16 protein-coding genes and 3 pseudogenes are annotated in these 12,672 nt (G+C 69.4%); 14 read left to right on the top strand and 5 right to left on the bottom strand.

The window, feature by feature from the left end; translation table 11 throughout:
* Window positions 1-122: 122 nt before the first annotated feature.
* On the top strand, window positions 123-452 hold the full coding sequence (locus ABZV40_RS31090; protein WP_355449364.1) for a histidine triad nucleotide-binding protein: 330 nt from the start codon (window positions 123-125) through the stop codon (window positions 450-452).
* Here the strand turns inward: ABZV40_RS31090 and ABZV40_RS31085 are convergent.
* On the bottom strand, window positions 437-1,219 hold the full coding sequence (locus tag ABZV40_RS31085) for a GNAT family N-acetyltransferase (RefSeq protein ID WP_355449361.1): 783 nt from the start codon (window positions 1,217-1,219) through the stop codon (window positions 437-439). The genes ABZV40_RS31090 and ABZV40_RS31085 overlap by 16 nt on opposite strands.
* Window positions 1,220-1,231: 12 nt before the next feature.
* Window positions 1,232-1,981 carry a GNAT family N-acetyltransferase gene (locus ABZV40_RS31080; RefSeq protein ID WP_355449358.1) on the bottom strand — a complete coding sequence of 250 codons (750 nt, stop codon included), beginning with the start codon at window positions 1,979-1,981 and terminating at the stop codon, window positions 1,232-1,234.
* A gap of 145 nt (window positions 1,982-2,126) precedes the next feature.
* Here ABZV40_RS31080 and ABZV40_RS31075 point away from each other — a divergent pair.
* The 13 genes and pseudogenes from ABZV40_RS31075 to ABZV40_RS31015 form a co-directional block, all read left to right on the top strand.
* Window positions 2,127-2,819 (top strand): annotated as a pseudogene (locus tag ABZV40_RS31075) (PhoH family protein); the annotation flags it as partial.
* Window positions 2,808-3,632, top strand: a pseudogene (locus tag ABZV40_RS31070) (LAGLIDADG family homing endonuclease); the annotation flags it as partial. The pseudogenes ABZV40_RS31075 and ABZV40_RS31070, both read left to right, overlap by 12 nt.
* Window positions 3,633-3,902: 270 nt before the next feature.
* Window positions 3,903-4,259 (top strand): annotated as a pseudogene (locus tag ABZV40_RS31065) (PhoH family protein); the annotation flags it as partial.
* Window positions 4,260-4,264: 5 nt separating this feature from the next.
* A complete protein-coding gene (gene ybeY / locus ABZV40_RS31060; protein ID WP_355449355.1) occupies window positions 4,265-4,825 on the top strand; it encodes an rRNA maturation RNase YbeY in 561 nt (186 codons plus the stop codon).
* A 6-nt stretch (window positions 4,826-4,831) separates the two neighbouring features.
* Complete coding sequence (locus tag ABZV40_RS31055) at window positions 4,832-6,124, top strand: hemolysin family protein (RefSeq protein WP_355449352.1); 1,293 nt, start codon at window positions 4,832-4,834, stop codon at window positions 6,122-6,124.
* A complete protein-coding gene (locus ABZV40_RS31050; protein WP_355449349.1) occupies window positions 6,117-6,449 on the top strand; it encodes a cytidine deaminase in 333 nt (110 codons plus the stop codon). The genes ABZV40_RS31055 and ABZV40_RS31050 overlap by 8 nt, the downstream gene beginning before the upstream one ends.
* Window positions 6,450-6,472: 23 nt before the next feature.
* The gene (era, locus tag ABZV40_RS31045) at window positions 6,473-7,369 is read left to right on the top strand and encodes a GTPase Era (protein ID WP_204767282.1); all 897 of its coding nucleotides are present in this window, start codon (window positions 6,473-6,475) and stop codon (window positions 7,367-7,369) included.
* Window positions 7,369-8,121 carry a DNA repair protein RecO gene (gene recO, locus ABZV40_RS31040; protein WP_355449346.1) on the top strand — a complete coding sequence of 251 codons (753 nt, stop codon included), beginning with the start codon at window positions 7,369-7,371 and terminating at the stop codon, window positions 8,119-8,121. Before era ends, recO begins: the two co-directional genes overlap by 1 nt.
* 40 nt (window positions 8,122-8,161) lie before the next feature.
* Window positions 8,162-8,980, top strand: coding sequence for an isoprenyl transferase (locus ABZV40_RS31035; RefSeq protein WP_355449343.1), 819 nt, complete (start codon window positions 8,162-8,164; stop codon window positions 8,978-8,980).
* Window positions 8,977-9,375, top strand: a complete 399-nt coding sequence (locus ABZV40_RS31030; RefSeq protein ID WP_355449340.1) for a YbjN domain-containing protein — start codon at window positions 8,977-8,979, stop codon at window positions 9,373-9,375. Before ABZV40_RS31035 ends, ABZV40_RS31030 begins: the two co-directional genes overlap by 4 nt.
* A 23-nt stretch (window positions 9,376-9,398) precedes the next feature.
* A complete protein-coding gene (locus ABZV40_RS31025) occupies window positions 9,399-9,824 on the top strand; it encodes a hypothetical protein (protein ID WP_355449337.1) in 426 nt (141 codons plus the stop codon).
* Entirely contained in the window at window positions 9,821-10,831 is a 1,011-nt protein-coding gene (locus tag ABZV40_RS31020) for a permease (RefSeq protein WP_355449334.1), read from the top strand. Before ABZV40_RS31025 ends, ABZV40_RS31020 begins: the two co-directional genes overlap by 4 nt.
* Window positions 10,828-11,547, top strand: a complete 720-nt coding sequence (locus ABZV40_RS31015; protein WP_355449331.1) for a TIGR03943 family protein — start codon at window positions 10,828-10,830, stop codon at window positions 11,545-11,547. Before ABZV40_RS31020 ends, ABZV40_RS31015 begins: the two co-directional genes overlap by 4 nt.
* Window positions 11,548-11,634: 87 nt before the next feature.
* On the opposite strand, the gene ABZV40_RS31010 is transcribed toward ABZV40_RS31015, so the two are convergent.
* The 3 genes from ABZV40_RS31010 to ABZV40_RS31000 are packed head-to-tail and all read right to left on the bottom strand — an operon-like array spanning window position 11,635 to window position 12,670.
* Window positions 11,635-12,033: a Fur family transcriptional regulator gene (locus ABZV40_RS31010; RefSeq protein WP_090100492.1), complete on the bottom strand. Its 399-nt coding sequence runs from the start codon at window positions 12,031-12,033 to the stop codon at window positions 11,635-11,637.
* Window positions 12,030-12,380 carry a metalloregulator ArsR/SmtB family transcription factor gene (locus tag ABZV40_RS31005; protein WP_112263712.1) on the bottom strand — a complete coding sequence of 117 codons (351 nt, stop codon included), beginning with the start codon at window positions 12,378-12,380 and terminating at the stop codon, window positions 12,030-12,032. The genes ABZV40_RS31010 and ABZV40_RS31005 overlap by 4 nt, the downstream gene beginning before the upstream one ends.
* 11 nt (window positions 12,381-12,391) lie before the next feature.
* A complete protein-coding gene (locus ABZV40_RS31000) occupies window positions 12,392-12,670 on the bottom strand; it encodes a DUF6703 family protein (RefSeq protein ID WP_355449327.1) in 279 nt (92 codons plus the stop codon).
* Window positions 12,671-12,672: the final 2 nt, after the last annotated feature.

Below are 12,672 nucleotides of genomic sequence, written 5' to 3'. Positions count from 1 at the left end.
CGCGTTGTGCTTGATGCGCCCCTTCGACACGAGGTGGAGCACTAGCACCACGTTCATCCACGTGGCTGCCCGACAGGCGGGTTGCGTACAAGACCTCTGGCAAGGCGCCTAGCGTTTGAGGCATGTCCTGTTTGTTCTGCCGCATCCTCGACGGTGAGATCCCCGCGACGGTCGTGCACGAGACCAAGACGACGCTGGCGTTCCGCGACATCCAGCCCAAGGCGCCGGTGCACGTGCTGATCATTCCGCGCGAGCACGTGCCCAACGCCGTCGACCTGAACGGCGACCAGCTCGGCGACCTCTTCGCCGCCGCGAAGGAGGTCGCCGAGGGCGAGGGCGTCTCGGAGAGCGGGTACCGGTTGCTGTTCAACACCGGGCCGGACAGCGGGCAGGAGGTCTTCCACGCCCACCTGCACCTGCTCGGCGGCAAGCCCCTTCAGCCCAGGGCCTGAAGCAGCGGGGCGTGGTAGCGGGTGCGGTCACCCGGCAGCCGGTCCGCGTTCCTGACCATCCACGTGGGCGTGCCTTGCGACTCCAAGCCGTGTGCCCGCACGAACGCGACGACTTCGGGGTCGTGCACGTCCACGCGCACGCTGCCGTTGCCGGCGGCCGAGTCGGCGATGAGCGCGCACGCTGCGGCGGCGCTGTCGGCGATGACCGGGCCGATCAGGTACCGGTCCGACCGCACCTGCCACCCGCCCGCGATGCCGTCCGGTGACACCCGGACGGTTCCCTTGGCGAGCAACCACTCCCACAGGAACGGGCGGGTGATGCCGGTGACCTTGGCGTCGAGTGCGACGAGGTCGTCGAGGTCGGCGGGGCCCGCGACATGTGATCTATTGGATACCGGTGCCGTGAAGACACCTGTGTGGATGTCGGTGAAGCCGACGGCGTGGAAGCCCAGCTGCTCGTAGAGCGGGCGGCCCATGTCCGTCGCGAACAACGTCGACACACCGGTGTCCAATACACGGGATACCAGTCGGCGGCCGTGGCCCTGGCGCTCACGGCGCTGCGCGACGAGCACCATGCTGACCGACGTCAGCTCCGGGTAGCGCGTCGCGATCGTCGTGCCGAACAAGCCCTCGTCGTCGAACAGCCCCCAGCCCTCGCCGTGCGTGAGCAGGAACCTCCACTTGTCCTCCTCGCGCGGCCACGACCGGCTCTCGGCCAGGTCGGAGCACGCGGTGAGGTCGTCGGACGTCAGTCGTCGCAGTTCCACGGATCCCCCAGGTCATCCCAGTGCGTGCGAGGCGGGCGCGAAGTACCGCGACCGGTCACCCGGCACGTCCTCGGCGCCGCGCACCATCAGCACGCAACCACCTTCATGCTCCTCGAAGCCCCGCCCCAGCAGGAAAGCCGCCACTTCGGCGGAGCCGGTGTCCACTCGCACCTGGCCCGCACCCGCGGCCACATCGGCGATCAACTCGCACGCCGCGGCGGCAGAAGGCGCGATCAGCGGACCGACCGTCACCCCGTGCGGGTTCGGCCGGGTGGCGACGACGCCCTCGTCGGACATGCGTACGACGTACGGCGCCGATGGAGCGAGCAGCCGCTCCCAGAGCGCGGGCCGCGAGTACCCGCTCACCTCGTGGTCGAGCGCGGCCAGCGACGCCGCGTCGGCCGCGGTGGCGAGCCGCGACACACCGGCCGCGGTCCCGGTGAACTCGCCCTGGTACGAGGTCGTGGCCCCGACCGAGTGAAAGCCGAGCCTCGTGTACAGCGGCGTCCCCATCTCCGTCGCGTACAGCACGGACGGACTGATATCCAATATATTGGTCATGAGCGCGGTGCCGATGCCCCGGCGTCCGGCCCAAGAGCCGACCAGCACGCCGCTGATCGCCTGCATCTCCGGGTACGGCGTGGTGAGCGCCGTGCCCAGCAACCCCGTCGCGTCGAACGCGCCCCACCCCGGACCCAGCGCGAGCATCAGCTCCCACTGGGCGGGCGTCCACGCCCAACCCCGGTCCGTGACGAGCTTCATGCACTCGGGTATGTCGTCGACACCAAGCCTGCGGATCTCCACAGGTCGTGAGCACACACGGTGAGCAATCCGGTAGCCACTCATTTTCGGCCGGACTAGCATCGACGGCACCAGATCCGAGCGACAGGAAGCAGGCCGGGGCCACGTGGCCGAAGAAACACAGCAGAGCACCAAGGAAGGTCAGTCCCGGTTCGCCGTGCCAGACGGCGCGGTGCTCAGCCTGCTGGGGTCGCGCGACGAGAACCTCCGGCTCGCCGAGGAGCTGCTCGACGCCGACGTCCACGTCCGGGGAAACGAGATCACCCTGTCCGGCGACCCCGCCGACGTGGCCTTCGCGGAACGGGTCTTCTCCGAGCTCGTCACCCTCGCCAGCCGCGGCCAGGCCATCGACCAGAACACGGTGCGCCGCACCGTCGCGATGCTGTCCGCGAACGCCGACGCGTCACCGGCCGAGGTCCTCAGCCTGGACATCATCAGCCGCCGCGGCCGCACGATCCGGCCGAAGACGCTGAACCAGAAGCACTACGTCGACGCGATCGACAAGAACACCGTCGTGTTCGGCATCGGCCCCGCCGGCACGGGCAAGACCTACCTCGCCATGGCCAAGGCCGTGCAGGCGCTGCAGGCCAAGCAGGTCAACCGGATCATCCTCACCCGCCCGGCCGTGGAGGCGGGCGAGCGGCTCGGCTACCTGCCGGGCACGCTCTACGAGAAGATCGACCCGTACCTGCGCCCGCTCTACGACGCGCTGCACGACATGGTCGACCCGGAGTCGATCCCCCGCCTCACGCAGGCGGGCACGATCGAGGTCGCACCACTGGCCTACATGCGTGGCCGGGCTCAGCCGGTCTTCACGCCCGTGCTGACTCCCGACGGCTTCCGTCCGATCGGTTCGCTGCAGGTCGGTGACCTGGTCATCGGCTCGAACGGCGAGCCGACCCCGGTGCTCGGCGTCTACCCGCAGGGTGAAAAGGACATCTACCGCGTCACCGCGCAGGACGGCTCCTCGACGCTGGCCTGCGGTGAGCACCTCTGGACGGTGCGCACGGCGTCCGACAGGCGCCGGAACAAGCCGTGGCGGGTGCTGGAGACGAAGGAGATGGTCGGCAACCTCCGCGCGCCGCGTGCCCGCCGCTACGAACTGCCGATGCTCAGCGCGCCGGTGTGCCTGCCGGAACGCGAAGTGCCGATGGATCCGTACGCGCTGGGGTTGTTGCTCGGCGACGGATGCCTCACGGGTGCGACGACGCCGTCGTATTCGACGGCGGACCCTGTTCTGGCCTTCGCGCTCCAGGCGGCACTGGAACCACAGATCGCGGTGGTGAAGGAGAGCCGGGTCGACTGCACGTTGAAGCGTGTAAGGGCGCCGGGCGAGGTCATCACGCTGGCGAACCCGGTGACCGCGGTCATGCGCGATCTGGGGCTGAACGGCACGCGATCGCACACCAAGTTCGTGCCCGAGGCATACCTCCACAACAGCGCTGACGTGCGCTTGGCCGTGCTCCAAGGTCTGCTGGACACGGACGGCGGACCGGTCACCCAGGCCGGCAGGACCTGCCGCGTCCAGTACACAACGACGTCAGAGCGGTTGAGGGACGACGTGGTCGCTCTCGTTCGTTCCCTCGGAGGCGTCGCCTACTGGCGGTGCCGTCCGGCCTCGGGTCGCAAACCGGGGATGGCGAACGGTCGCGAAGTCGGCTACCGCCACGACGCGTACGTCCTCGACATCCGGTTGCCCGAGGGCGTCGAGCCTTTCCGGCTCGCCCGCAAGCGGGAGAAGTACCACGCGGCCGGTGGCGGTGGACGTCCGATGCGGTTCATCGACAGCATCGAGCCCGCCGGCCGGACGGAAACGGTGTGCATCCAGGTGGCGGCACAGGACTCCCTGTACGTCACCGAGGACTACCTGCTCACGCACAACACGCTCAACGACGCGTTCATCATCCTCGACGAGGCGCAGAACACCACGCCCGAGCAGATGAAGATGTTCCTCACCCGGCTCGGTTTCGGCTCGAAGATCGTGGTGACCGGCGACATCACCCAGGTCGACCTGCCCGGCGGCCAGCGCAGCGGTCTGAAGGTCGTCAAGGACATCCTCGAAGGCGTCGACGACGTGCACTTCTCGGTGCTGACCAGCCAGGACGTGGTCCGGCACCGCCTGGTCGGCGACATCGTCGACGCGTACGAGAAGTGGCAGGTCGAGCAGGACGTCATCGACCAGAACGGACGACACCCCGGACCCGGTGCACGCCGGGGGAACCAGCGCCGGGGACGATAGGCGCCGTGAGCATCGAGATCGCCAACGAGTCGGGTGTCGGAGTCGACGAGGGTTCCATCGTCTCCGCCGCCCGCTTCGCGCTGGACCGCATGGGCGTGAGCCCGCTGGCCGAGCTGTCCGTCCTGCTCGTCGAGCTGGACGTGATGGCCGACCTGCACGAGCGCTGGATGGACCTGCCCGGCCCCACGGACGTCATGGCCTTCCCCATGGACGAGCTGGACTCCGCGCGCCGGCCCGACGCCGCGGGCCTCGGCCCGGCGCTGCTCGGGGACATCGTGCTGTGCCCGGCGTTCGCCAAGGACCAGGCCAAGAAGGCGGGCCACAGCCTGCTGGACGAGCTGCACCTGCTGACCGTGCACGGCGTGCTGCACCTGCTCGGCTACGACCACGCCGAGCCCGCCGAGGAACGCGAGATGTTCACGCTGCAGAACCGCATCCTCGCGGACTTCCGCACCGCGCGGGACGAGGCGGAGCGGGCTGCGCACCAGCGCAGCGCCGACGACAAGGTGCTCGGCGCCGTGGGCCTGGACGAGCAGAAACCTCTCCAGCATCCCGAAGAAGACTGACGCGCGATGAGCGGCAACCCAGCCGGCGTCATCGTGCTGGCCGTCTTGCTCGTGCTCGCCGCCGGTGTCTTCGCATGTGTTGATGCCGCGCTCGGCACCGTGTCACGCGCACGGGTGGAGGCGCTGCAACGGCAGGGGCAGTGGGGGACCGGGCAGTTGCTGCAGGTCCTCAACGACCGGCCGCGGCACGTCAACCTGTTGCTGCTGCTGCGGCTCTTCTGCGAGATGCTCGCGGCGGTCCTGGTCACGACGGTGTTCCTGCAGTACGAGGACGAGAACTGGCTCGCGGTCCTGTACTCGTGCCTGAGCATGCTCGTCGTGTCGTACGTGCTCGTCGGCGTCGGTCCGCGCACCATCGGCCGTCAGCACCCGTACGGCGTGAGCCTTCTCGCCGCGGGCACGGTGCGTCAGCTCGGCCGCGTGCTGGGGCCGCTGTCCAAGCTGCTGATCCTCGTCGGCAACGCCATCACGCCCGGCAAGGGCTTCCGCGAGGGGCCGTTCAGCTCCGAGGTGGAGCTGCGCGAGCTCGTCGACATGGCGCAGGAACGCGGTGTCGTCGACGAGGGCGAGCGCGAGATGATCCACTCGGTGTTCGAGCTGGGTGACACCATCGCGCGCGAGATCATGGTGCCGCGCACCGAGATCGTGTGGATCGAGCAGGCCAAGTCGCTGCGGCAGGCGCTCGCGCTGTCGTTGCGTTCGGGCTACACCCGCGTGCCGGTGATCGGCGAGAGCGTCGACGACGTGCTCGGCGTGGTGAACATCAAGGACCTCATGCGGGCCACGCTCGCCGAGGACGAGGCCCCGAAGAGCGTCGCCGAGCTGATGCGCCCGATGAGCTTCATCCCGGACTCGAAGCCGATCGCGGACCTGCTGCGCGAGATGCAGGTGTCGCGCAGGCACATGGCGATCGTGGTCGACGAGTACGGGGGCACCGCGGGCCTGCTGACCATCGAGGACATCCTCGAGGAGATCGTCGGCGAGATCACCGACGAGTCCGACACCGACGACCGCCCGCCGGTCGAGCACCTCGAAGACGGCGCCGTGCGGGTCAGCGCGCGGCTGCCGGTCGACGACCTGGACGCGTTGTTCGGCACCGAGCTGGACGACCACGAGGTCGAGACCGTCGGCGGCCTGCTCGCGCAACGGCTCGGGCGCGTGCCCCTGCCCGGCACGGAGGCCGAGATCGCGGGTCTGCGCATGCGGGCGGAGGGCGGCAAGGACCTGCGCGGCCGCATCCGCGTCACCACGGTGCTCGTGCGCCCTGTGCAGAAGGAGAAGGAAGCGGAAGATGAGTGACCTGAACCCGGAGGACGCGAAGCTCGTCACGCTGGCGAGGTCCGTCCGTGCGCGCAACGGCGCCGCGGAGGGTGCGGCGGTGCGTGACCTCGACGGCCGCACGTACAACGCGTCCACCGTGGCGCTGCCGTCGTTGCAGCTCACCGCGTTGCAGGCCGCCGTGGCCGCCGCCGTGTCGAGCGGTGCGGAAGGCTTGGAGGCGGCGGCCGTCGTCACCGAGGCGTCCGAAGTGGACGCCGACTCGCTGGCCGCCGTGCGAGACCTGACGCAGAGCGGTCCCGTGTTGCGGGCAGACGCGTCCGGAGAGGTCAAGGAAGTCCGCTGAGCGCTTTGAGCGACAATGGGCGGATGGATGGTTACCGCTCCGGGTTCGCGTGCTTCGTCGGCCGCCCGAACGCAGGGAAGTCGACGCTGACGAACGCACTGGTGGGCACGAAGGTCGCCATCACCTCGAACAAGCCGCAGACGACCCGCCACACGATCCGCGGCATCGTGCACCGCCCCGACGGCCAGCTGGTGCTCGTGGACACACCCGGTCTGCACCGGCCGCGCACGCTGCTCGGCCAGCGGCTCAACGACCTGGTGCGCGAGACGTGGTCGGAGGTCGACGTCGTCGGCTTCTGCGTGCCCGCGGACCAGAAGGTCGGGCCCGGCGACAAGTTCATCGCCGCCGAGCTGGAGAAGGTCGCCAAGCGCACGCCCGTGGTCGGCATCGTCACCAAGACCGACCTGGTGTCGCCGCAGCAGGTGATGGAGCAGCTGCTCGCGCTGCAGAAGGTGATGGAGTTCGCCGAGATCATCCCGGTGTCGGCGGTCGACGGGTTCCAGGTCGACAAGCTGAGCGACCTGCTGCTGCAGAAGCTGCCGGAGGGTCCGCAGCTGTTCCCGGACGGCGACCTCACCGACGAGCCGGAGCAGACCCTGGTCGCCGAGCTGATCCGCGAGGCCGCGCTGGAGGGCGTGCGCGATGAGTTGCCGCACTCCATCGCCGTGGTGGTGGAGGAGATGCTTCCGCGCGAGGGTCGTGACGACCTGATGGACATCCACGCGTTCGTGTTCGTGGAACGGCCGTCGCAGAAGGCGATCATCCTGGGGCACCGGGGTGAGCGGCTCAAGCAGGTCGGCATGACCGCGCGCAAGCAGATCGAGGCGCTGCTGGGCACCCGCGTGTACCTCGACCTGCACATCAAGATCGCCAAGGACTGGCAGCGCGATCCGAAACAGTTGCGCCGCCTGGGATTCTGATGGCGAATCTGTACCGCGACACCGGCATCGTGCTTCGCGTGCAGAAGCTCGGTGAAGCGGACCGGATCATCACCTTCCTGACTCAGCGGCACGGCAAGCTCCGCGCCGTGGCGAAGGGCGTGCGCCGCACGTCGTCGAAGTTCGGCGCGCGGCTGGAGCCGTTCTGCCACGTCGACGTGCAGTTCCACCCCGGCCGCTCGCTCGACATCATCACGCAGGTGCAGACGCTCGACGCGTTCGGCGTGGGGATCGTCAACGACTACCAGCGCTACACGGCCGCGTGCGCGATCCTTGAGACCGCCGACCGCCTCACGGCTGAAGAGGGCGAACCGGTCGTGCGGCTCTATCTGCTCGTCACGGGTGCGCTCAGGGCGTTGGCCGCCGCGGAACGTGACCCGTCGCTGCTGCTGGACGCGTTCCTCATGCGTGCCATGGCGTTCGCCGGATGGGCGCCTGCCGTGAACGAGTGCGCGAAGTGCGGCACACCGGGGCCGCACCGGGCGTTCAGCGTCCAGTCCGGCGGCACGTGCTGCCCGAACTGCCGCCCGCCGGGCTCCGCGTCGCCGTCCGCGGACACGCTGACGTTGCTCTCCGCGCTGCTGCACGGCCAGTGGGGCGTGGTCGACGAGATCCCGCACGTGGCCCGCCGGGACGCGAGTGGCCTGGTCGCGGCGCACCTGCAGTGGCACCTCGAACGGCAGCTCCGCTCGTTGCCCTTGGTCGAGCGAAAGGCGAAGCCGGAGGACGGCTAATCTGGCGGCCACCCGATCGTTGGAAAGGATGCCGAGCCTCATGCTGCGTCGCCGCCGCTCCGAACGCGAGAAGCGCGTCCCGCGCCCGCCGGAGCCGCACCCCTCCGGCGCGACGCCCCCGGCGATCCCCGCCGAGTTCGTGCCCAAGCACATCGCGATCGTGATGGACGGCAACGGCCGCTGGGCCAACCAGCGCGGGCTGTCACGGGTCGAGGGGCACAAGCGCGGCGAGCAGGTCGTCGTCGAGGTCGCCAAGGGTGCGATCGAGATGGGCGTGAAGTGGCTGTCGCTGTACGCCTTCTCCACGGAGAACTGGCGCCGCAGCCCCGAAGAGGTCCGGTTCCTGATGGGCTTCTCCCGCGACGTGATCCACCACCGCACCGACGAGCTCGACGAGCTGGGCGTGCGGGTGCGCTGGGCCGGGCGCCGGCCGCGGTTGTGGCGCAGCGTCATCAAGGAGCTGGAGGTCGCCGAGGAGCGCACGCGCGACAACGACGTGCTGAACCTCGCGATGTGCATCAACTACGGCGGCCGCGCCGAGATCGGTGACGCCGCCCGCGAGATCGCGCGGCTGGCCGCCGCCGGGCAGCTCAACCCGGACAAGGTCGACGAGAAGACCATCGCGCGCTACCTCTACCAGCCCGAGATGCCGGACGTCGACCTGTTCATCCGGCCGTCCGGTGAGCAGCGCACCTCCAACTTCATGCTCTGGCAGTCCGCGTACGCCGAGCTGGTGTTCCAGGACATCCTGTGGCCCGACTTCGACCGCCGGGACATGTGGCGCGCGGTCGAGAAGTTCGCCGAGCGCGACCGCCGCTTCGGTGGTGCGATCGACAAGCCCGATTCGGAGGTGTCGTGAACGCGAGCGGTGAGGCTCTCGAGGCCGCGCGCAAGGCGCTGGAGCTGTTCCACGACGTGTCCGTGGACGACGACGGCGCGTTGAGCTTCCGCCACGGCGACGTGCCGTGCGCCGTGCAGGGCATGGAACTGGCCGATGGCCTGACCGTGCTGTCGTTGACGGTCGTGGTCGCGTGGGACCTGGTTGGCGACGTGGCCACGTGGGTGGCCGAACGCGCAGGTCAGGGCCTGTTCGGCACGCTCGGTGTCATCTCCTCCGAGCGTGGCACGGACGTGATGCTGCGCTACGCGTTCCCGGCGGACGGCCTCAAGCCGGAACCGCTGAGCACGCTGCTCATGCTGGTCGTGTCGACCGCGTCGCAGGTGCGCGGCGAGCTCCTCTCCCGCTTTTCTTGAGAAAGGACCCCTCGATGGGTGGCGTGATCATTTACGAGCCGGAAGAGGACTCGGACGTCAACGAGTTCCCGTGGACCGTCACGTTCGAGCCGTCGGGCGGTGACGACTGGGACTCGTTCATCTGCGGCCCGTACGAGCGCGACCACGCCGTCGCGCTGGCCGAGGCCGTGGCCCTGGACGACGCCGAGGGCGGCGTGCTGGCCATCGTGAAGCCGATGCTGCCCGCGCTGAGCGCCGAAGACGTCTCCGCGACGATCGACGAGCTGCGTGAGGCCGCCCTCGAAGAAGAGGACGACGAGGAGACGGTCAACGGCACGCCCGTCGACTTCGACGACGACGAGGACCTCGAGGAAGAAGAGGCCGAGTTCGCCGAGCCGCCGTCGCCCGAGGAGATCCGCGAGGGCATGGCCCGCACCTACCGCAGGCTCTTGGATCTGGACGCGGAATGACGATCACCGGCGAGATCCGCTCGTCGAAGCGGCGCTCCGGCCCGCCTCGGTTGAAGATCACGTCGTTGGAGGTGCTGTGCGGGATCCTGGTTCTCGCACTGCTCTTCCAGTCCAGGCTGGTCGATCTCCTGGACGTGCCGAAGCTGCGCACCGCGTCGACCGTGTTCGTGGCGATCTGCGTGCAGGCCCTGCCGTTCCTGGTCATGGGCGTGCTGATCTCCGGTGCCATCGCGGCGTTCGTACCGGCCTCGGCTCTGCGCCGGCTGCTGCCGTCGAAGTCCGCGCTGGCGGTGCCCGTCGCGGGGGTCGCGGGTGTGGCGCTGCCGGGCTGTGAGTGCGCCTCGGTGCCAGTGGCCCGGCGGCTGATGCAGCAGGGTGTGGCGCCCGCGGTGGCGCTGACGTTCCTGCTGGCCGCGCCGGCGGTGAACCCGATCGTGCTGGTGGCGACGGCGGTGGCGTTCAACGACAACCCGATGATGGTTGTCGCGCGGTTCGTCGGCTCGTTGCTGACCTCGGTGGTCATGGGCTGGCTGTGGGCGCGGTTCGGCAAGGCCGAGTGGATCGCCGAACGCGCTCTCGCCCGCCTGCAGGACAACTCCGGCACCCCGAAGTGGACCGTCTTCGCCGAGAGCGCGCGGCACGACCTCGTGGACGCCGGTGGCTTCCTGGTGATGGGCGGGCTGTTCGCGGCGGCGTTCAAGACGTTCGTGCCGGTCTCGTGGATGGCGACGATCGGCGGCCAGATCGTGCTGGGCGTGGTCGTGATGGCGTTCCTCGCACTGTTGCTGGCGTTGTGCTCGGAGGCCGACGCGTTCGTGGCGGCGGCCTTCTCCACGCTGCCGCTGCTGCCCCGCCTGGTGTTCCTGGTCGTCGGCCCGGCCGTCGACGTGAAGCTGTTCGCGCTGCAGGCGGGCACGTTCGGCAAGTCCTTCGCCCTGCGGTTCGCACCGGCCACCTTCGTGGTGGCGATCTTGTGCGCCGTCGTGACGGGAGTGGTGCTGCTGTGAGGCGGGAAACCCAGAACATCCTGCTGGTCCTGCTCGGCGGTGCGCTGCTGAAGATCAGCTTCTCGGGTCTGTACCTGCGGTACGTGAAGCCGGGGCTGCTGCCGTTGCTGATCGCCGGTGGCGTGGTGATGATCGCGCTGGCGCTGTTCGCGATCCTCCGCGACATCCGGCGCGGCAAGCCGGTCGAGGAAGACCACGCCGAGCACGCCGACCACGAGCACTCGCACTCGTCCCGGTCGACGTGGCTGTTGCTGCTGCCGGTGCTGGCGGTGTTCCTGATCTCGCCGCCCGCGCTGGGCGGGGACGTCGTCGGCTCGACCGCCTCCGCGAACCAGACGCAGCGCACCCGCAACCTGCTGGGCGACCTGCCGTCCGGTGACGTGATCCCGCTGTCGATGACGGAGTTCATCACCCGCACGGCGTGGGACGAGTCCGGCACCCTGGACAACCGGCGGGTGAAGCTGACCGGGTTCCTCACCCGTGCCGAGGGCACCACCTACGTCGCCCGCATCGCGATCTCGTGCTGTGCGGCGGACGCCCGGCCGTTGAAGGTGAAGCTGACCGGAGACGTGCCGTCGCTGCCGAACGAGCAGTGGGTCGAGGTGATCGGGCAGGTCGTGCCGAAGTCCGCGAACGAGAAGAACTCGTGGGTGCCGAGCTTCACGGTCGAGTCGACCACCTCGGTGGCCCAGCCGGTCGAGCCCTACGAGTCTTAGGCCTGTCCGAGTGCACGCGGGGAGCTTTCGTTCGCTCTGAGAGCACGAAAGGGCCCCGCGTGCGAACAGCAACGGTGGGCTGGAGGGCTACTTGAGGCCCTTGGCCGTGCACTCCGCGCACGTGCCGAAGATCTCGACGGTGTGCGAGACCTCGGAGAAGCCGTTCTCGGCCGCCACCCGGTCCGCCCACTTCTCGACGGCCGGTCCCTCCACCTCGACCGTGCGGCCGCAGTGGCGGCACACGAGGTGATGGTGGTGGTGGGCCGAGCAACGGCGGTAGATCGCCTCGCCCGAGTCGGTGCGCAGGACGTCGACCTGGCCCGCGTCGGCCAGGGACTGCAGGGTGCGGTAGACCGTGGTCAGGCCGATGCCCTCACCGCGGCGGCGCAGTTCCTCGTGCAGTTCCTGGGCGCTGCGGAAGTCGTCCAGCTGGTCGAGCAGGTTCGAGACGGCCGTGCGCTGCTTGGTGGACCTCAGTCCGGTCACAGTTTCTCCTCGACGTGCGTCACCGCGTCCACCACGATGTGCGCCAGGTGTTCGTCCACGAGCCGGTAGACGACCTCGCGGCCGTGCCGTTCGCCGTGCACCACGCCCGCGGACTTGAGCACGCGCAGGTGCTGGCTGATCAACGGCTGGGCGACACCCAGTGCCTCGACCAGCTCGTGCACGCAGCGGTCGTGTTCGCGCAGCTGCAGGACGATGGCGATGCGGACCGGGGCGGCGAGCGCGCGCAGCAGGTCGCCCGCCTCGGCGAGCGTGTGGGCGGCTCTCGGCGGGGCGGGTGCGGGGGCCTCGCGTTCGGGGGAGTGCTCGCCGTGCAGCTGGACGGTCATGGCGGCACACCTCACCTGGTAGGGATTTTCACAACCAATTCTACGGTGATGACCACAAGCACGAGCAGGACCACCACGCGCAACGTGCGCTGAGCTGGGGAAAGCACCTTCCAGGTGGCGGCCAGCAGGATGACGGCGCCGACGGCGAGGACGCCCAGGAGCGTCGCGCCGAGGGGGCCGCCGACCAGCACGCCGGTGATGAAGAGGCCGAGCACGACCACGAACGCCACCACCGGGCGCACGCGCGCCAGCGGGCCGTCGCCGGGCAGGAGAGGGCGCTTGGACGTCACCG

The organism is Lentzea sp. NPDC004782 (genome assembly GCF_040609115.1).
Classification (GTDB): domain Bacteria; phylum Actinomycetota; class Actinomycetes; order Mycobacteriales; family Pseudonocardiaceae; genus Lentzea.
Note: the sequence above shows the minus strand (reverse complement) of the source record. Positions and strands in the feature narration are given on the sequence as shown.